An 18,220-nucleotide genomic window follows, 5' to 3' on the forward strand; every position below is an offset into this window, starting at 1 on the left:
CAACAGAAGGTAAATAACATGGTTACACGGTTCGGCACTGAGGGTTCTCAGGGTGCTGGCGGGCAGGCTTTGCCCTTTGCCAGCGCGGTAGCGGCGGATGGCTGGCTTTACGTCTCCGGCCAGACGCCGATGGTGGACGGCGAAATCATCGACGGCGGCATTGTGGCGCAGGCCACGCTGGCGATTCAGCGCTGCCTCGACATTGTCACGCAGACCGGGTTCAGCCGGGAGGACATTGTGCATATGAAGGTCATCCTGACGGATGCGCGCGATTTCCCGTCCTTTAACGCGGTATTCCGGCGCTTTTTTGGCGATGCGCCCCCGGCGCGCATCTGCTGCGTCGCGGGCCTGGTAGTTGACTGCCGGGTGGAGGTGGACGTCACCTGCTTTAACGCCGGAAAACGCTGACACCCCCGTCTTTTCACGTAAGGAACAGAGTATGGAACAGAACGCATTTTTGATGTGGTTTTTGCTGTACGCCTTCGTCATGATGACCGTCGGCTGGTACGTCACCCGCCACCAGAAAACCGGTGAGGATTTTATTCTCGGCGGCAGAAAACTGCCGCTGCTGCTGACCCTTGGCTCCACCGTCGGTACCATGGTCGGCACCGGCTCCAGCATTGGCGCGGTCAGCTTTGGCTACGGTAACGGCTGGGCGGGGATGCTGTACGGTGTCGGCGGTGCCACCGGCCTGCTGCTGACCGCCTGGCTGTTCGGCCCGGTACGAAACCTGCGCTTTATGACCATGAGCGAGGAAATCTGCTATTACACCGGCGGCAGCCGTATCGTTAAAAATCTGGTGGCGATGTTGATTTTCCTGGCCTCCATTGGCTGGCTCGGCGCGCATATTCTCGGCGGCGGGCTGTATCTGGCCTGGGCGGCAAACATCGATATCACTACAGCCAAAATCATCATCGCCATCGGTTTTATCTTCTACGTCGGCATTGGTGGCTATAAGGCGGTGTCGTGGATAGATACCCTGCAGTCCGTCGTGTTGTTCCTCGGCTTCATCCTGCTGGCAGTGATGTCGGTGAGCTACGCGGGTGGCTGGGATACGGTACTCGCCCGTACCGACCCGCAGGCGTTAACGCTGTTCGGGGCCGGAAAACTCGGCCTGCTTCCGGCACTTTCGCTGGCAGTGGTGATTGGTATCGGCGTGCTGGCAACCCCCTCCTATCGTCAGCGCATTTATTCGGCGGCCTCCACCCGGGCCATTCGCCAGTCCTTCATTATCACCGGCCTGCTGTACCTGGGGTTCTCCTTCCTGCCCGCCATTATCGGTATGGCAACGCATGCAATGACCCCGACGCTGGATAACCCGGGTTTTGCTTTCCTGTACGCCACCCGCGCCCTGCCTGCGGTGCTGGCGATGGTGGTACTGATTGCCGGGATGTCGGCCAACATGTCGTCCGGCAGTTCGGACGCCATCGCCGGGGTCTCCATCATCCTGCGCGATATTTACACCCTGGTGACCGGGAAAATGCCGCCGCCGGATAAAGCCATTATGCTCTCGCGCCTGTTTCTGGTGCTGGTTATCCTGCTGGCTCTGGTTTTCGCCCTGGCATCCAGCGACATCATTGACTACATCACCCGCATGATTTCGATGATTATGTCGGGGCTGTGCATCAGCGTTCTGCTGGGCCGGTTCTGGCGGCGGTTTAACGCGCCGGGCTGCATCGCCGCCCTGCTGGGCGGCAGCCTGACCTCATTATGGGTCATTCTGACGCCCGCCTGGTCGGCGGCGCTGGGCAACCCGGTGCTTCCGGCGCTGTCCGTCAGCCTGGTGGCTGCCGTGGTAGTCACGCTGCTGACGCCCCAAAACACCCTGTCACGCGAGGTGGTGCTGAAGGCCATCACCGACGAGCGGGAAAACACGCCTGCCCCCCTCACCCCCACCACAGAGCCAGCGAGGAGCGTGCGATGAATGCTTTAAGTCGTACAACGCATAAATCCGCCATCATGTCGGCTTCATGCAGCAGCAAGCCAAACCTGCTGCATGAGGATGTCTGCCTGCCTGCGGCGGTTATCAACGCCGCTGCGCTGGATAACAACATCCGCTGGATGCAGCGCTATGCCGACCTGCGGGGCGTCTCCCTCGCCCCACATGGCAAGACCACCATGACGCCGTGGATTTTTCACCATCAGCAGGCAGCGGGTGCGTGGGCCATCGGCACCGGCAGCATCTGGCAGGCCCGGGTGGCGTTAAAAGCCGGGGTGCAGCGCGTCTTGATAGCCAACCAGCTCACCGGCAGGGCCAGTATGCTGCTGGCTTCGCAGCTTAAGGCGCAGTACCCGGACTGCGAGCTGCTGTGCTGCGTGGACAGCCCGGACAATGCCCGCACGCTGTCGGCGTTTTTTGCTGAAAGAAACCAGCAGATGGATGTGCTGATTGAGCTGGGACTCCCGGACGGGCGCAGCGGGTGCCGCACAGTGGAAGACGCGCGGGTACTGACGCAGAACATCGCCGCACTGCCGGGGCTGCGTCTGCGCGGACTGGAGGTGTATGAAGGCGTGCTGCATGGCGATGACCTGCGGGAACAGGTGGAAGCTTTCCTGCGCGATGCGGCGACGCTGGCCTGCCGGATGGCGGCGTTTGTTGACGATGAGTTTATCCTCACGGGCGGCGGCAGCGTCTGGTATGACGTGGTGTGTAACGTCTGGCTGGAGGCTGACAAACCAGAACGCTGCCGGATGGTGATACGTCCCGGTTGCTATATTACCCTCGATCACGGCATCTACCAGAGTGCGCAGGATGCGCTGATGGCGCGCGATGCCACTGCCCGTTCAGTGGGCGGCGAGCTGAAACCGGCGCTGGAACTGGTGGCGATGGTGCAGTCGGTGCCACAGCCGGAGATGGCCGTGGCGAACTTCGGTAAGCGTGACGCAGCGTTTGACGCAGGCCTGCCGCAGGCCATCGCCCACTACCGGCAGGGACAGGCGCTGATACTGAAAACCGGCACCATCGTCACCACGGGGATTATGGATCAACACGGTATGCTGCGCCTTGCGCCAGGTTGTGACGCCAGGGTGGGCGATATTCTCATCTTCGGCCTCTCTCATCCCTGCCTGACCTTTGACAAGTGGAAAACCCTGCTGCTGGTTGATGGCAGCTACCGGGTGCTTAAAGAGCTGGACACCGCGTTTTAGCCGTGTCCACATCAGCGTAAGTCAACGCAATGCCCATGCCGGTCTGGCATGGGCTGAAGGGGCTATTGTGCGGGCGGAATGGACAACTCAGAGTGGAAAATATTACCGGGATCGATGCTGGATTTAGTGGCCTGAAGCATCGCAGCTTTGTCGCCGTAATAGAGCGACAGCCACAGTGGGTCTGTCGTTGTTTTTGCCTGGTCGGTGTATTTCATATCAACGTCCGGGTAGTTGATATAGCATCCCTCATAATTGTCACTTTCATAGGGTTTGCCGCCATAATCGGCAAAATACGCCGCGTAAAAGCGCCACAGCCAGTCCAGGTAAAAATCATCATCGGCGGCGTCCAGCCAGTAAACCTGGAACTGCGATTTCAGTATTGAATGACGCTGGTGTATCGCTGTCGGATCGGTCGTTTCGTCATGGGTATTGATACAACCACCGTAGCTGTCGTACTGCACCAGCATCTGGTCGAGGCGCGTTTCGCTGGCATCATTCAGCCAGTTCCATAAGGTATTGAGTTCCTGCTGGCCGAACTGCCCTTTCTGATACGACGATTTATATTTGCCGCGCCGGTTATCACCCGATCCGTTCATCGTTTGTGTGGCGTACAGCCAGTCCATCAGCCGGGCATCGCTCACCGGATCCTGCAACAGCCTGGCTGGATGGACGGACGCCACCATCGGCCCGTGCAGTTTTAATTCTTCACTCACCCGCGGCGTAAATCCCGCAGCGGCGTTCATGGCATTGACAAAATCAATAAACGGCTGATCCTGCGCCCCGCCCACCGTACCATCCATACCGGTGTACTGAATGACCAGTTTGATATCCCCGGATGCCCGGTGCTGAACCTTGAGCAACGTAAACAAGCCGCCGTTAGCCAGCGTCGGGTCGCTGCTGTTCCACTCTGCATCGTGGTCGGCAAACCACTGCCAGTAAGTCCGCATAAAGGTATCAAACTGCGACTGGGTAGTGAAATTGCTCCAGGGATACGCCAGCGTCAACAGATAGACCGTTTGCGGAGCGACGGGCAGTTCGCTGAAATAGTAATTGAGGATAATGCCAAAATTGCCGCCCCCGGCACCACGACAGGCAATAAACAGATCCCGCTCGCTGCCGGTACTGTTCAGACTGACATGTTTTACCACCAGCCCGCCGCTGCCGTCGGGCACCAGAATATCCACGCCGGACAGCCAGTCTACCGTTGTACCGTGAATACGGGACAGCAGACCAAAGCCTCCACCGGCAATATGCCCGCCAGCTCCCACCGAATAGCAGGAACCGCCAGGGATAGTACGGTTTGCGGCTTTATACAGGCTGTTATAGCCATCCCAGTTCTGGTTGCCGCTGGAGAGTGAAAATTTATAATGAACGGATGCATCCCAGGGGGACGTGATATTACCGCCCTCATCGTAACGCATCCCCTTCATCTCGCTGAGATCGATAATGGCCAGTGGCTGGCCATTATCGCCTTGCAGTTTGTTGGCCACCAGACCTTCATAACAACTCCCTCCACTGCGAACGGTTATCCGCCGGCCTTTTGCTAACGCATCACTGACCGCCTCGATCACCGCCTCCGGGGAGTCGCAAAGATAGATATAGTCCGCGCCCTCATCAGCAGGCCAGCGCAGGTTAAACCCCTTTTGCAGGGTGCTGAATCGTGTGTCCGTGTTATCCACTACTGTAAAGTCAGACATAGAAACCTCAGATAAGAAGTACAACATCATGACAATGAGATTGCTGTAACCGGCAATCCCGCGAAGTGAATTTACATTGATACACCACCAGAAAACCAAAATTCGGGAGATAATCAATTCTTTTACAATAAAAACATAAGGATAAATCCAGTTATTATTTCATGAGTTAATGATGATAAACGTGTCATTGCATTACATCGCATCACCGTGCTGTGCCATACTGAACGTGTTTTACATCTGACCGGAGATCCCCGTATGCGGACGTTTTGCTCAGTCACAGACCCGCGAAGACTCCCTTGCTTACCTGGCAAATGAGGCAGAACGCGATATTGCTTTCGATCCTGTGCCGATCGGGCGCTACAACGTCGCCCCGGCACAAAGTGTTATTACTGAGTGAGCGGAACGAACGCCTGCATCTCTATCCTGTTCTGCGGGGATAGTCAGTATCTGTTTGTTTTCAGTTATGAAAAAATTCAGGCAATTTTTTTCGCCATAGCAAAATCCAGAAATCTCTTCTTTTGATGGCATTGGGCTATGAGAAATGGCATTTTCTGCCGCGGTAAACCAGGCTACACTGCACTGTCTTTCACTTTTACTGAGAATTATGCCTGCCTCCCGCTCCGACAATATCGATCACCTGGTTTTTTGCGCGCTGACTGCGCTACATCTTGCGCGACAGGATCACCCCATCGACTCGCTTTATGCAGAAAACATTTTTCTTTTGCGCTGGCTGACGCTTGCGCAGAAACAAAAGCGATTTCCCAAAGCAGTGGCCGACGATATCACACTGCTGATCCGTCTGGGGCAACTACAGGGGGCGACAGGAAGCCTGCGACAGAAGCTGGAAGCATTATGGCAGGAGGCACAGCCTCATCCCCTGAAAAGGCTGACCCGTGCGGTGATCGTCTTAACGGAACAGGGCTGGGAAAACGTGGTGACAACCGATGAAGAATGGGCATCCGGACTGTTCGTTACGGATGCTGATGGCCCGGCCTTTTTCGTGTGTAAATCAGCACTTACTGCGGGATTCTCAGATACCGGGGCGCTGGTGGCCCCGGTCGATTTTAAAATATGCGGTGATGTCGACGATTTCATTGCCACATTTAACGTACACAATCTTGTTGCTGAATTGGTTAAGAAGGACAGTTGTTCCAGCGAATTAACAGTTGTCACTTTAAGCGGCATACGATAGCACCAGAAGAATTGCAGGCTACCGTCAGTTTCCCCCTGATGCGATGAATGTCCATCGCGACGTCTTTTGCTTAGGTAAAAAAGTCGGGGTCAGAGTCCTGCACAACGCTGGCCCCTTCTCAAACAACTAGCTGACGTCAGTCTTCACACCGTACATCAACGGCAGTGTGCTGCTTATCTGGTGGCTCCACCACATCATCAGTTCCTGCCGTTGCTCAAGATAAGCAGAGCGATTATAGGCTGCGCGAGTTTTGTTCAGATCGGCATGCGCCAGCACTGCCTCAATGATATCCGCTGGAAAGCCCGCTTCATTCATCGCTGTGCTGCCCAGTGCCCGGAAACCATGTGACACCAGCTCTCCGGTATACCCCATTCGCCGCAGTGCTTTATTCACCGTTTCACTGTTCATCGGACTGTACTGGCTGCAACGCCCCGGAAACACAAACAAGGAATGTCTGCTCAGGGGAGCAACCTGCTTCAGTAACCAGAGCATTTCGTCTGTCAGAGGCACCTGATGTTCACGCTTTTTTTTCATTCGCTCTGCCGGGATTGTCCACAGCCGTTTCTCTGTATCGATTTCACTCCACATCGTCCCGGCGGCTTCTCCGGGGCGTACCAGCGTCAGAAGCTGCCATTTCACGAGGTAACGGGTCATCTGATTCAGATTGGTGGTTTCGATGCGCTGTACCAGCTCCTGCAATCGCTCAGGGCGAATGGTGGGCATGTGCGTTCTTTTGGGCTTTTCAAACACCTGGCCAATGCAGGAAGCCGGGTTCGCTTCAAGCAATCCGGTATTGATGGCGAATTTCATGATTTCGTTCACACGCTGCGTCAGGCGACGCAGCGTTTCCAGCGCGCCCCGTGCGCGCACAGGTTCAAGTGCGGCGATCAACTGTGGTGCCTTCAGCTCGCTGACCGGCATCTCACCTATTAGCGGGAAAAGATTTTTCTCCAGCGACGACCAGATCTCCTGTGCATGTTCGGCAGATACGGTGGATTTTTTCAGTTTGTGCCATTTTTTGGCCACATTAATAAAGAGGCGTTCCGTATTCAGACACTGGCGCTCAGCCTCCAGTTGGGACTGTCGTTTCGGGTCGATCCCCTGAGCGAGCAAAGTAATATATTCATCATGGAGGGTACGGGCCGCAGCCAGCGTTAACGCTGGGTAATGGCCCAGTGTGATATTGGTTCTTGTCCCTGAACCGGGACGCTGATAGCGAAAACGCCAGATTTTTTTGCCGGTGGCTCTGATCGAAAGCGTCAGTCCATGTCCGTCAGACAGACTATAATCATGGTCGGCTGGTTTTGCTTTCTGAACCGCAGCGGCGGAAAGGTGTCGGGAAGATATAGCCATTATTCACTCCTTCAGTTGTCGTCGAATGTAGCGCGACATGGGTGACGTAATATCCTGTTTCCGCATTTATTTTTCGGCCAAAAAACAAAAAATGGCCTACGAAATATCCCTTCCGGGCGCGTGGGCCATTTCGTGGGCCATTTTGCGCCGGATTCCCCGATATCGGGAGGGATACCTGGAGACGAAAAAAAACCGTATCACTCTGACAGCGATACGGTTTTTCTTCTCATCAGGACATCCAGAGACACCCTGAGAAAGGTAAGTGGCGGAACGGACGGGACTCGAACCCGCGACCCCCTGCGTGACAGGCAGGTATTCTAACCAACTGAACTACCGCTCCGCGATGTGTTCCGCTTGGGAACGAAGCGCATATTACGGATTGCCACGCACCTCGTCAACGCTTTTTCTCGTGTTTTTAATCGTTTGCTGTAAAAATCACCCAGGCTGCGATTTTTACCGCCTTAACGCATATTTTACGCCCGCCAGAGGCAACTTCCGCCCTTCTTTTCCACCAGATCGAGACGCGATTCGTGGGCCGCGACCTCTTCATCGGTCGCAAAAACGACGCGTAACTTGCTGGCCTGACGTACAAGCCGCTGGATCCCTGTATTGTCCCGCTGTTGAGTTTCCCCTTCCATCGAAAACGCCATCGTCGTCTGACCACCGGTCATCATCAGATAAACATCAGCCAGAATCTGGGCATCGAGCAACGCGCCGTGCAGCGTACGCTTACTGTTATCTATCTCATAACGTGAGCACAATGCGTCCAGGCTGTTGCGCTTGCCAGGAAACATTTTCCTCGCCAGCGCCAGACTGTCGGTGACTTTACAGAAGCTGTTCGTTTTCGGGATATCACGGTTGAGTTTGCCAAACTCGTAATCCATAAAGCCGATATCAAACGAGGCGTTATGAATGACCAGTTCCGCGCCACGAATATAGTCGAGAAACTCATCCGCCACTTCCGCAAACGTTGGCTTATCAAGTAAAAACTCATCGGCAATACCGTGAACACCAAACGCCTCAGGATCCACCAGTCGATCGGGCTTCAGATAGACGTGGAAGTTATTCCCCGTCAGACGACGGTTCACCACCTCCACGGCACCAATTTCGATGATCTTGTGCCCTTCATAGTGCGCGCCAATCTGGTTCATACCGGTGGTTTCGGTATCGAGAACGATCTGCCGTGTAATTGCTGTGCTCATCTCGGTCATTTATGTCAGACTTGTCTTTTACAGTTCGATTTAATTACAGGAAGTCTACCAGAGATGCTTAAACAGGTAGAAATTTTCACCGACGGTTCGTGCCTGGGAAATCCAGGTCCGGGTGGTTACGGTGCGATTTTACGCTATCGCGGGCGCGAAAAAACCTTTAGTGAAGGCTATACCCTCACAACGAATAATCGCATGGAGCTGATGGCGGCGATAGTCGCTCTGGAAGCATTAAAAGAACATTGCGAAGTCATTTTGAGCACCGATAGCCAGTATGTTCGACAGGGGATCACCCAGTGGATCCACAACTGGAAAAAACGCGGCTGGAAAACAGCCGAGAAAAAACCCGTTAAAAATGTCGATCTCTGGAAACGTCTCGATGCCGCGCTTGGCCAGCATCAAATTAAATGGGAATGGGTTAAAGGCCATGCCGGTCATCCGGAAAACGAACGCTGCGACGAGCTTGCCCGCGCTGCGGCAATGAATCCGACTCAGGAAGATGTTGGCTATCAGCCAGACGCTTAAACGTCCGGCTTGCGATACTGGCGGGTTGCCCCCACCGCCTGAGGAATGCGAGCTTTCGCTTTAGTCTGCTTCATCGGATTTAGCGTAAGAGGAATTGTTCGCTTACGCGCGACAATGACCTGCATACACCCCAGTGCGGGAAGATGGGCGCTTAACATCTTTCCGCCCTGCTTTTTCCACGGCAACACGTGAAAACGGCTGTAATGCAGAACCTCAAAGTTAAGGAGCGACAACCAGTCCAGTTGGCGCATCAACGTAAACATACGACTATTATAAGGTGGCGATTTGCGTAGCACCGGAATGAGCTTGCGTAGCCCCATCAGGCTCACCGGGTTAAATCCGCTCAGCACCATCCAGCCATCATCTATCAGTACCCGGTCAGCTTCACGCAGCAATCGATGGGGATCGGCACACCAGGGCAACGTATGCGCCAGAAGACAAACATCGACAGATTTATCCGCGAAAGGGAGATGAAGCGGATCGGCCTGTACCTGTACCGGCGTCCCACTGGCAGAAACATTAACCTGATGCGAAACTGCACAGGTTTCTGTGTTGATTTCTGCACTTAAATTGCCCACCTTAAGCAGGTGAAAACCATACATTTTTGCAAACCACGGGTTAAGCTGTTTTTCCAGCGCCTCACGATAGTATTCACCCCAGGGTAAATCGCCCCAACGAACGGGGGCATCGACTGTTTGAGGGTTCCTTGCCGGTTTCATGACAACCATCCGTTATGCACATAGAGAGGTAATTTATGAATCTTAACAGTATTCCGGCGTTTCAGGACAATTACATCTGGGTTCTGAGTAATGATGAAGGACGCTGTCTGATCGTCGATCCGGGTGATGCTGCACCGGTATTAAACGCCATTGCAGAAAATAAGTGGCAACCGGAGGCGATCTTACTCACTCATCACCACCAGGATCACGTTGGCGGCGTAAAAGAACTGGTAGAAAAATTTCCGCAACTTGTGGTTTACGGACCGGCAGAAACACAAGATAAGGGGGCCACAAAGATAGTCAAAGATGGCGATTCCGCCTTCATTTTGGCGCATGAATTTAGTGTTATTGCTACGCCGGGTCACACTTTAGGACATATCTGTTACTTCAGCCATCCTTATCTTTTTTGCGGCGACACACTTTTTTCGGGCGGCTGTGGACGCCTGTTTGAAGGAACAGCAAAGCAAATGTATCAATCACTTAAAAAAATTAATGCACTTCCTGACGATACGCTCATTTGCTGTGCGCATGAATATACATTATCAAACATGAAGTTTGCATTGAGTATCCTGCCGCATGATTCCTCTATAAATGAATATTATCGTAAAGTTAATGAGTTACGGGTAAAAAAACAAATGACACTCCCCGTCACTCTGAAAAATGAGCGGCAAAATAATATTTTTTTACGTACGGAAGATACTGATTTAATTGATAAAATTAACAAAGACACGATATTGCTACAACCAGAAGAGCGATTTGCCTGGTTAAGGTCAAAGAAAGACAGCTTCTGACAATTCTGGGTTGCCTTTTCAAAACTTCGCCGTTATGATCGGTCGTCTTTTAAGCAACTATTGACACACACATGAAGGCAAAAGCGATCTTACTCGCCTCTGTCCTGCTCGTGGGTTGCCAGTCGTCTCAAAACGCCGGTAATGTCCAACAGCACGCACAGAGCCTTTCTGCAGCTGGTCAAGGGGAAGCAGGAAAGTTTACGAGTCAGGCACGATGGATGGACGATGGGACGTCCCTCGCGCAGGATCAAGACTTGTGGGCTTTCATTGGCGACGAGCTAAAGATGGGAATTCCGGAAAATGACCGGATTCGCGAACAAAAACAGAAGTATTTACGCAATAAGAGCTATCTCCACGATGTAACTTTACGGGCAGAGCCGTATATGTACTGGATAGCCGGGCAAGTTAAAAAACGTAACATGCCTATGGAACTGGTACTACTACCCATAGTGGAGAGCGCTTTTGATCCTCACGCGACGTCTGGCGCCAATGCCGCAGGCATTTGGCAGATCATTCCGAGCACGGGGCGCAATTATGGTTTGAAACAGACTCGCAGTTATGACGCGCGTCGCGATGTTGTGGCTTCCACAACCGCAGCGCTCGACATGATGCAGCGTCTGAACAAGATGTTTGACGGCGACTGGCTGTTGACCATTGCAGCTTACAACAGCGGCGAAGGTCGGGTCATGAAGGCGATGAAAGCGAACAAGGCGCGTGGTAAATCCACCGATTTTTGGTCGTTGCCATTGCCTCAGGAAACGAAAGTTTACGTGCCCAAAATGCTGGCCCTGAGCGATATTCTCAAGAACAGCAAACGTTATGGCGTACGTCTGCCTACAACAGACGAAAGTCGGGCACTGGCGCGTGTTCGTTTAAGCAGTCCGGTTGAAATGGCTCAGGTTGCCGATATGGCGGGTATTTCCGTCAGTAAGCTGAAGACATTTAATGCAGGTGTGAAAGGCTCCACGCTGGGTGCAAGCGGCCCGCAATATGTGATGGTGCCAAAGAAGCACGCAGAACAACTGCGTGAATCTCTGGCGTCGGGCGAAATTGCTGCCGTTCAGTCCACACTGGTGGCTGATAACACGCCGCTGAACAGCCGTAGCTATACCGTTCGCTCTGGCGATACACTTTCGGGCATTGCTTCACGTCTCGGCGTGAGCGCCAAAGATTTGCAGCAGTGGAACAAACTGCGCGGGTCAACGCTGAAAGTGGGCCAAAGCCTGACGGTTGGCGCTGGTAACAGTGCGCAGCTACTGGCGAAAAATAGCGACAGCATTACCTATCGGGTACGTAAAGGCGATTCGCTTTCGAGCATCGCTAAACGTCACGGCGTTAACATCAAAGATGTGATGCGCTGGAACGCCGATACGGACAATCTGAAGCCAGGCGATCAGCTCACGTTGTTTGTGAAAAACAACAGCTTACCTGATTCCTGATCATAATAAATGTGAAAGGCACCGGCTTCCCCCGGTGCCTTTTTTATTTATGCCGATTTATGCGCTTCAGCCATGATGGTATCGCTGGTGAATGAACCGTCTTCCTGTAAGGCGAAGTAGGTTTTCACTTCCGAGGAAGCACTTTTCTGATAAAGGCGAATAGCTTCAACCAATGACGTTGGTGTGCGCATTCTTGCCACCCATGAACTGAACTCCAGCGGCAAGCGATCGGTAATTAACGTATCGACGGTCAGGTTCGCGTCATTCATCAAAGCCAGCCATTCTCCGCTGGAATAGTTTCGAACATGCGACATGTCGCGTAAGGCCTCAACCGTCTGTAACCAGATATCGCGTACCGGATGCCCCGGGGACATAACATCCATTACAATCAGCACGCCACCCGGCTTTAATACCCGATTCACTTCGCGAAGCGCCTTACCTACATCATGCCAGTGATGCGCAGAGTAACGGCTAATGACCACGTCAAATACGCCATCGTCAAATGGCAGGCTTTCGGCATAACCCTGTTGTGTGATGATATTCGTGAACCCTTTGTCCCTTGCCGCCCGAGCAACAACATCAAGCATCTGCGAAGATAAATCGTACGCCACGACCTGTTTCACGTTCTGAGCAGCAATAAAACTGGCATGACCGGCACCACAGCCCATATCCAGCACATTGGCCTGCGGGAAAAGAGACAGGCGACCGGCCAGACGCTGCAAGTCGCGTCCAGAAGCGTGTACGGTGCTGGTTAAATAGGCATTAGCCTGGGAACCAAACTGCTTTTCGACATTATCGTGGTGGGAATGTGCGGTCATTGTGCTGTCCTTTAGTTGTTTGCATGATAAAGGGCAGTACCACTTCAGGCCTGCCCCGACGGCAGACCTGACACACCTTATTGTTCAGGTTTGCCGGGACTGAATTCAACGAGTAGTGGGTTGTGATCGGAGGCGCGAGTGACCAGCACTGATGCCTCGCTGACGTTCAGACCCCGGTAGAAGACAAAATCCAGAGGGCGGCCAAACGCACGACGGCGCTGATCGTCGGTAAAGCGCACCTGACGCAGCGACATTTCGCGTGCAAAGCGATACAGCGCATTCATGCGACGACGGCTCCAGGCATTAAAATCACCGGCCATAATTACCGGACCACTGTGATGTGCTATCTGGTCACCGATTGGAAGTAACTGCTTACTATACACATCGACCCCCAGACTAAAGTTAACCGCGTGGATGTTCACCACCATCAGCAGCCGTGTATCGGGCAGCGGGTACACGGTAACCAGTGCCGATTTTGCCAGCCGCAAGATTGGTTCCCGTTCACGAAGCGGGCAACAGTACACAGGATGCGCGGAGGAGAGCGTCATCACTCCTGACGGGTGTTGCGGCAGAACAAATGCCGGTACCTGATCGGCTGCCAGATAATTCGCCGTTGCAAACTTCACCAGTTCCGGCGTCGTCTGTGCCTCCTGCAACAGCACCAGATGCGCGTCTTTGCCAAAGTTTTTCAACACCGACAGCCATTCAGCTCGCTGCTGTTTAAAGATATTCCACACCAGGATACGAATCCGATCTTCACTGCTTAGCGGTGCCCCGGCGGGCAATGCCTGACCGATGCCCGAAAATGACCCGGGCGGTAAAATCCGCTCTGCGGGCTGTCCGGCAACATAGCGCATGGCATAGGTGTTTTTTCGCACTTTTGACTTTCAAACCTCTGTAACGTCAACCCGTCCGAAGCCGGGCGGTTCTTCAGTTATAGGGATTTTCGCGCGCACTTTCAACGACCCATTGCACATTGTTTTGTAAGCAAGCGCTTACATCAAAGACTTAATCTAAGTACTTTCACTGCTCTCAGGCATTATATTTCATGATGACATGCGGCATGCTGGAGTGATTTAATAACAGAATAAACTACAATACCTTTATAATTTTGCTACGGGTGCAAAAATGAAAGCAACCTCAGACGAACTCGCCATTTTTGTCTCCGTGGTCGAAAGCGGAAGTTTTAGCCGTGCGGCGGAACAACTGGGCCAGGCAAACTCCGCCGTCAGTCGGGCAGTCAAAAAGCTGGAAATGAAGCTCGGCGTCAGTTTACTCAACCGCACGACACGGCAGCTCAGTTTGACGGAGGAAGGCGAGCGCTACTTTCGTCGGGTACAATCTCTCCTGCAGGAGATGGCCGCTGCGGAAACGGAAATCATGGAAACGCGCAGCACCCCGCGCGGCATGCTGCGTATCGATGCCGCCACACCGGTGGTTCTTCATTTTCTGATGCCGCTAATAAAACCTTTCCGCGAACGTTATCCGGAAATCACGCTTTCTCTTGTCTCCTCTGAAACGTTTATCAATTTAATCGAGAGAAAAGTGGATGTTGCAATCCGCGCAGGCGCGCTAACGGATTCCAGTCTGCGCGCCCGTCCACTCTTTACCAGTTACCGAAAAATTATCGCCTCACCAGACTACCTTAAACGTTTTGGTCAACCAGAAACGGTCGAGGATCTGAAAAAGCATTTGTGCCTGGGTTTCACCGAACCGGTGTCACTTAATACCTGGCCTGTCGCCTGCCACGATGGCCAGCTTCACGAAATTACTTGTGGAATGTCTTCCAACAGTGGTGAAACGCTCAAACAATTGTGTCTGAGCGGAAACGGTATAGCCTGCTTATCGGACTATATGATTGACCGGGAAATCGCCCGCGGTGAACTGGTGGAACTCATGGCAGATAAACGGCTACCGGTAGAGATGCCGTTCAGTGCCGTCTATTACAGCGATCGTGCCGTGAGTACACGCATACGGGCGTTTATAGACTTCCTCAGTGAACATATAAAAACAGCCCCCGGAGGAGCTGTCAAAGAGGGTTAAGGCAAAGAGAGAGAGTCATACTCATGACTCTTTAATTCATAGCACGCGTAACGGTGTTCACCCAGCGATCGCCACGACGCCACGCTCTGGTGGCTGCCTGCCAGCCGTTCTGCGCCCTGTTTTGCCATGCCGTACGCCCGCAGGCGTCATATCCCTGCTCCTGCATATACACCGCATGGTTCAGCTGTGTCTGCCCCAGCCAGCGCGCTTCATCCTCCGGCCGGTAGCGCCGGTTTTTCTCCAGCCCTGCCGGCGTAAGGCCAAAATCCATCCAGTGACCGTTGCTGCGGTAACCGGTCAAAATGCCCGAAGCATCATATTCTCTCTGGGTTTCCCCGTCCGGCGTTGTGGTGCCCTCCGGCCTTCCGGCTTCGTCGTAACGGTATTCGATACGCTCGCCGTCCTGCTCTTCCGCCACCAGACGATGGCGTCCGGCCGCTGTTTCTGTGTCAGGCGTCCCTGTTCATCACGGATATAGACGGTTCTGCGTCCCGACCAGTCATCCTCCCCGGCCATCTGGCCTGCCGCATCGAAGTACAACCGCCACTGCTGGTTGCCGCTGCGCGTAAGCTGCTTCAGCCTTGCGGCACCGTCGTAGTCGCAGAGTATCCGCTGCCCACCCGCGTCTTCCACTTCACACAGCAGGTCGAAGGCCCCGTGGCGGTAACGCGTGCGCTGGCCCATCGCCCCGGAGGTCACACTGGTAAAGGTGAACCTGTCGGATATTCACCACCGGCAGCGGGTCAAGCTGCACCGCCATCAGGTTTGCGGGAATGTTCGCAAATTCCAGCCAGCCGCGGCTTCTCTCCGACAGCTTTCCTGTCCGCAGGTCGTCTTCCAGACGCTCCATGTCCGCATACTCCTGCGCCGTAAACGGTATCCGGCTGTGCTGCCGGAGTTTGTCGGCAAGGCAGGTGTACGCCCCGTCGCCACCTTCACCCTCAATGCGCAGCAGCGGCGTAAAGCTGCCGGGTTCGTAAAGTGTGTGAACTTTTTGCCCGTTTTTCTCCGCCATCACCAGCCGGTCACCATCCCACCCGTAGCGCGTGGTGTCGCTCTGGTTATTGCGTCTGACGGTTTTACTGATGCGCCTGCCGTACGGGTCGTAGTGGTAGGTGGCTTTAGTGACCGCGCCGTCCGGCGTCTGTTTCTCAAAGCCCGTCAGTCGGTGCAGCAGGTCGTAAGTGTAAAGATGTTTCTCCCGCTCGTTGTATTTTTTGATGAGACTGCCCCACGCATCGTACTCATACTGCCACTGGCTGTCCTGTGCCGGGCGGTTGTCGAACTGTTGTTGTCCTTCCCCGTCCACCCGGTTGCCTGCCGGGTCGTAATGGTATGCTGCACTGAGGCCGGGCTGTACCGCGCTGATTAAGCGGCCGTGTTCGTCGTAACCGTACTGCCGTTTTGCACCTGTACCGGTAAGCTGGCCCCGGATATCGTACCGGTAGTCCTGCATCTCACCGCCGATAACCCGTGCGGCCAGCCGGCCCACTGCCGTGTAGCACCGCTGTTCGCTGTGACAGCCGAATACCCGCTCCGCTTCCCGGTGCAGGCGGGTAAAATCAATCAACGGCTCATCGCCCAGTTTCGCTCCGGGCAAGTGGCTATCCTGTTTTATGAAGTTGCCGTAGAGAACATGATGGTATTAATGATGCATATTCTGGGCAACTCATTCGTTATACGCAGAGTTCAATATCGAAAAAGTGCCTGTTGCAAAAAGCCAGCAAATTATTCTTGAACTTAACTAAATGTTATCATCTATCAAAACACTTCATAGACTCTTAACCTGAATGCATCTATAGGTGAATCCCTAATAACTCCCCAAAGTTCAACAACAGCATATTTTTCATACTGACTTAAATAAGTTAAAACCACACCATTGTTTTTGCTCCTACTAAATAACAGTTTAGAACTAATATACTTACCTAAGCTTTCATTTTGTTCTCTCATCATAATTAAAAATTTATCTTTAGGCACAACATAGCTTTCCGAACCAAAATCAACTTGATTATAAAATGACTCATACATTTTATCATTGTACAGTTTTCTAAACTCATTGACCTTAACTACTGCTTGCTGAACCCTATCATCCACGCTACCTTCATTTCTCATTTGGTTATCAGTATCTATCTGATCAACAGTAATTCTAATTTTCTTTGCTGAGGGATCTCGAGTAACGCAAAAAAATTCCAGCATAGTAGAATGTTCGTAATAAGCCTCATAAAAAAGATACAGCAAATTAGGTGAAGCATGCATGCTGGACTTAAGCTCACTTCTAATAAATTTCCCAATTGTTTTTTTTCTCTCTCCTATATTTTGAAGCACTACATCTTTGCTTGGTTTATCTCCTGTTCGGGAAATCAAGATTTCATATATATGATTGATTTCATCATTGTTATAACTCTTGTAAAAACTTTGAACTACTATATCTGATTCATCTGCAGTAGGAAATTTCTCAACCGTAGCCGAATAAGATGTATTTATATTAGTAACTATGCTAAAAAATAAAATGGCAATTTTAGTATAAAAACTCATACCTTCCTCCTTTTTGGAGATTGAAAACCCGTTTCTAATTAGGTAAATTATCAATAGAAGTATCAAAGGCAAAACTTCCTAGCTTATCTAACCCAGAGTCCACGGCACCTTTAACACATTCATTCACAATTTCCTTTAGCGGGGTAGACTTGTTTTCTAATTTATTTTCAATTATTTTTTTTCCTGCATTTTTTGTGCACCCCAAGGACATTTTCGTCACTCCAGCAGCAATACCATCTTCTATAGCAGCCCCAACTCCAAGTCCCCCAATGCCGATAGCTGTTGAGCCAAATACAATACCTTTTGTATATTGATTACCTGGATTCCAGCCATTCGCCCCTATGCACATTCTTTGATTTGATTGTAATATATCTTGAGCTGAAGCCCCACTATGGGACATTTCTAGATCCATAGACATGGTATTAGCAGCGTATCTTCCACCACCATCACCTAATACACTGCCCCAGCTGGCCTCTAGACCTAAGGGATCTGTACCCATAACAGGGTTTAACGGATAAACATACCTATTCCATCCCCCCTTAAGCCCAATCGGATCCTGCGTGATATATCTTCCCTGTGCCGGATCATAGTACCGGTGCCGGTTATAGTGCAGCCCCGATTCCCCGTCATACCACTGGCCCGGCAGCCTCAGCGGCTGTTCAATATTATGCGGGTTGTCTTCGGAAAGCACATTTCCCCACGGGTCCAGCTCTGCTTTCCATTCCACCTGTCCCTCCCGGTTGATGAGGGCTG

18 protein-coding genes, 1 tRNA gene and 1 pseudogene are annotated in these 18,220 nt (G+C 52.5%); 9 read left to right on the forward strand and 11 right to left on the reverse strand.

Annotated features, from left to right (window positions below; translation table 11 throughout):
* Positions 1 to 18: 18 nt before the first annotated feature.
* The 3 genes from WB371_RS19310 to WB371_RS19320 are packed head-to-tail and all read left to right on the forward strand — an operon-like array spanning position 19 to position 3,147.
* Positions 19 to 408: a RidA family protein gene (locus WB371_RS19310; protein WP_336221656.1), complete on the forward strand. Its 390-nt coding sequence runs from the start codon at positions 19 to 21 to the stop codon at positions 406 to 408.
* 31 nt (positions 409 to 439) lie between these two features.
* Entirely contained in the window at positions 440 to 1,924 is a 1,485-nt protein-coding gene (locus WB371_RS19315) for a sodium:solute symporter family protein (RefSeq protein WP_336221657.1), read from the forward strand.
* Positions 1,921 to 3,147, forward strand: a complete 1,227-nt coding sequence (locus tag WB371_RS19320) for an amino acid deaminase (RefSeq protein WP_336221658.1) — start codon at positions 1,921 to 1,923, stop codon at positions 3,145 to 3,147. Before WB371_RS19315 ends, WB371_RS19320 begins: the two co-directional genes overlap by 4 nt.
* 62 nt (positions 3,148 to 3,209) lie before the next feature.
* Here the strand turns inward: WB371_RS19320 and WB371_RS19325 are convergent, their stop codons facing one another.
* Positions 3,210 to 4,844 (reverse strand): FAD-binding protein, encoded by a 1,635-nt coding sequence (locus tag WB371_RS19325; RefSeq protein ID WP_336221659.1) that lies wholly within the window; start codon positions 4,842 to 4,844, stop codon positions 3,210 to 3,212.
* A 247-nt stretch (positions 4,845 to 5,091) separates the two neighbouring features.
* Between WB371_RS19325 and WB371_RS19330 the strand changes: the two are divergent.
* Both WB371_RS19330 and WB371_RS19335 read left to right on the forward strand, forming a co-directional pair.
* Positions 5,092 to 5,272 (forward strand): annotated as a pseudogene (locus tag WB371_RS19330) (SOS response-associated peptidase); the annotation flags it as partial.
* A 176-nt stretch (positions 5,273 to 5,448) separates the two neighbouring features.
* Positions 5,449 to 6,036 carry a DUF2913 family protein gene (locus WB371_RS19335; RefSeq protein WP_336221660.1) on the forward strand — a complete coding sequence of 196 codons (588 nt, stop codon included), beginning with the start codon at positions 5,449 to 5,451 and terminating at the stop codon, positions 6,034 to 6,036.
* A gap of 126 nt (positions 6,037 to 6,162) precedes the next feature.
* On the opposite strand, the gene WB371_RS19340 is transcribed toward WB371_RS19335, so the two are convergent.
* The 3 genes from WB371_RS19340 to dnaQ all read right to left on the reverse strand — a co-directional run bounded on the left by WB371_RS19340 (position 6,163) and on the right by dnaQ (position 8,591).
* Positions 6,163 to 7,389 carry an integrase domain-containing protein gene (locus tag WB371_RS19340; RefSeq protein WP_336221661.1) on the reverse strand — a complete coding sequence of 409 codons (1,227 nt, stop codon included), beginning with the start codon at positions 7,387 to 7,389 and terminating at the stop codon, positions 6,163 to 6,165.
* A 263-nt stretch (positions 7,390 to 7,652) separates the two neighbouring features.
* Positions 7,653 to 7,729, reverse strand: a tRNA-Asp gene (locus tag WB371_RS19345).
* Positions 7,730 to 7,862: 133 nt separating this feature from the next.
* Positions 7,863 to 8,591 carry a DNA polymerase III subunit epsilon gene (gene dnaQ / locus WB371_RS19350; protein WP_336221662.1) on the reverse strand — a complete coding sequence of 243 codons (729 nt, stop codon included), beginning with the start codon at positions 8,589 to 8,591 and terminating at the stop codon, positions 7,863 to 7,865.
* Between the two features lie 63 nt (positions 8,592 to 8,654).
* On the opposite strand from dnaQ, the gene rnhA reads away from it, so the two are divergent.
* Positions 8,655 to 9,122 (forward strand): ribonuclease HI, encoded by a 468-nt coding sequence (gene rnhA, locus WB371_RS19355; RefSeq protein ID WP_336221663.1) that lies wholly within the window; start codon positions 8,655 to 8,657, stop codon positions 9,120 to 9,122.
* Here the strand turns inward: rnhA and WB371_RS19360 are convergent.
* Positions 9,119 to 9,841 (reverse strand): class I SAM-dependent methyltransferase, encoded by a 723-nt coding sequence (locus tag WB371_RS19360; protein WP_336221664.1) that lies wholly within the window; start codon positions 9,839 to 9,841, stop codon positions 9,119 to 9,121. The two genes, rnhA and WB371_RS19360, sit on opposite strands and share 4 nt — an antisense overlap.
* 35 nt (positions 9,842 to 9,876) lie before the next feature.
* Here WB371_RS19360 and gloB point away from each other — a divergent pair, with 35 nt between their 5' ends.
* Positions 9,877 to 10,632, forward strand: a complete 756-nt coding sequence (gene gloB, locus WB371_RS19365) for a hydroxyacylglutathione hydrolase (protein ID WP_336221665.1) — start codon at positions 9,877 to 9,879, stop codon at positions 10,630 to 10,632.
* A 71-nt stretch (positions 10,633 to 10,703) separates the two neighbouring features.
* Entirely contained in the window at positions 10,704 to 12,071 is a 1,368-nt protein-coding gene (gene mltD / locus WB371_RS19370; RefSeq protein ID WP_336221667.1) for a murein transglycosylase D, read from the forward strand.
* A gap of 47 nt (positions 12,072 to 12,118) precedes the next feature.
* Here the strand turns inward: mltD and WB371_RS19375 are convergent, their stop codons facing one another.
* Together WB371_RS19375 and WB371_RS19380 are read right to left on the reverse strand one after the other, a co-directional pair.
* The gene (locus WB371_RS19375; protein WP_336221668.1) at positions 12,119 to 12,889 is read right to left on the reverse strand and encodes a class I SAM-dependent methyltransferase; all 771 of its coding nucleotides are present in this window, start codon (positions 12,887 to 12,889) and stop codon (positions 12,119 to 12,121) included.
* Between the two features lie 77 nt (positions 12,890 to 12,966).
* Positions 12,967 to 13,767: an endonuclease/exonuclease/phosphatase family protein gene (locus WB371_RS19380; RefSeq protein ID WP_206164732.1), complete on the reverse strand. Its 801-nt coding sequence runs from the start codon at positions 13,765 to 13,767 to the stop codon at positions 12,967 to 12,969.
* Between the two features lie 250 nt (positions 13,768 to 14,017).
* On the opposite strand from WB371_RS19380, the gene yafC reads away from it, so the two are divergent.
* On the forward strand, positions 14,018 to 14,932 hold the full coding sequence (gene yafC, locus WB371_RS19385) for a DNA-binding transcriptional regulator YafC (protein WP_336221669.1): 915 nt from the start codon (positions 14,018 to 14,020) through the stop codon (positions 14,930 to 14,932).
* A gap of 31 nt (positions 14,933 to 14,963) precedes the next feature.
* On the opposite strand, the gene WB371_RS19390 is transcribed toward yafC, so the two are convergent.
* The 4 genes from WB371_RS19390 to WB371_RS19410 all read right to left on the reverse strand — a co-directional run.
* Positions 14,964 to 15,350 carry a hypothetical protein gene (locus tag WB371_RS19390; protein ID WP_336221670.1) on the reverse strand — a complete coding sequence of 129 codons (387 nt, stop codon included), beginning with the start codon at positions 15,348 to 15,350 and terminating at the stop codon, positions 14,964 to 14,966.
* A gap of 216 nt (positions 15,351 to 15,566) precedes the next feature.
* On the reverse strand, positions 15,567 to 16,532 hold the full coding sequence (locus WB371_RS19400) for a hypothetical protein (protein ID WP_336221671.1): 966 nt from the start codon (positions 16,530 to 16,532) through the stop codon (positions 15,567 to 15,569).
* 161 nt (positions 16,533 to 16,693) lie between these two features.
* Positions 16,694 to 17,467, reverse strand: a complete 774-nt coding sequence (locus WB371_RS19405) for a hypothetical protein (RefSeq protein ID WP_336221672.1) — start codon at positions 17,465 to 17,467, stop codon at positions 16,694 to 16,696.
* 34 nt (positions 17,468 to 17,501) lie between these two features.
* A partial coding sequence (locus tag WB371_RS19410) for an RHS repeat-associated core domain-containing protein (protein WP_336221673.1) occupies positions 17,502 to 18,220 on the reverse strand: 719 nt, incomplete at its 5' end.

The sequence above is a fragment of the Citrobacter amalonaticus genome (genome assembly GCF_037053465.1).
Taxonomy (GTDB): Bacteria; Pseudomonadota; Gammaproteobacteria; order Enterobacterales; family Enterobacteriaceae; genus Citrobacter_A; species Citrobacter_A amalonaticus_H.

Excerpts from the sequence above, each read along its gene's own strand:
- yafC (WP_336221669.1), top strand. The coding sequence starts at position 14,018 with ATGAAAGCAACCTCAGACGAACTCGCCATTTTTGTCTCCGTGGTCGAA.
- rnhA (WP_336221663.1), top strand. The coding sequence starts at position 8,655 with ATGCTTAAACAGGTAGAAATTTTCACCGACGGTTCGTGCCTGGGAAAT.
- WB371_RS19335 (WP_336221660.1), top strand. The coding sequence starts at position 5,449 with ATGCCTGCCTCCCGCTCCGACAATATCGATCACCTGGTTTTTTGCGCG.
- dnaQ (WP_336221662.1), bottom strand. The coding sequence starts at position 8,591 with ATGAGCACAGCAATTACACGGCAGATCGTTCTCGATACCGAAACCACC.
- mltD (WP_336221667.1), top strand. The coding sequence starts at position 10,704 with ATGAAGGCAAAAGCGATCTTACTCGCCTCTGTCCTGCTCGTGGGTTGC.
- WB371_RS19325 (WP_336221659.1), bottom strand. The coding sequence starts at position 4,844 with ATGTCTGACTTTACAGTAGTGGATAACACGGACACACGATTCAGCACC.
- WB371_RS19310 (WP_336221656.1), top strand. The coding sequence starts at position 19 with ATGGTTACACGGTTCGGCACTGAGGGTTCTCAGGGTGCTGGCGGGCAG.
- WB371_RS19405 (WP_336221672.1), bottom strand. The coding sequence starts at position 17,467 with ATGAGTTTTTATACTAAAATTGCCATTTTATTTTTTAGCATAGTTACT.
- WB371_RS19340 (WP_336221661.1), bottom strand. The coding sequence starts at position 7,389 with ATGGCTATATCTTCCCGACACCTTTCCGCCGCTGCGGTTCAGAAAGCA.
- gloB (WP_336221665.1), top strand. The coding sequence starts at position 9,877 with ATGAATCTTAACAGTATTCCGGCGTTTCAGGACAATTACATCTGGGTT.
- WB371_RS19320 (WP_336221658.1), top strand. The coding sequence starts at position 1,921 with ATGAATGCTTTAAGTCGTACAACGCATAAATCCGCCATCATGTCGGCT.
- WB371_RS19375 (WP_336221668.1), bottom strand. The coding sequence starts at position 12,889 with ATGACCGCACATTCCCACCACGATAATGTCGAAAAGCAGTTTGGTTCC.
- WB371_RS19360 (WP_336221664.1), bottom strand. The coding sequence starts at position 9,841 with ATGAAACCGGCAAGGAACCCTCAAACAGTCGATGCCCCCGTTCGTTGG.
- WB371_RS19315 (WP_336221657.1), top strand. The coding sequence starts at position 440 with ATGGAACAGAACGCATTTTTGATGTGGTTTTTGCTGTACGCCTTCGTC.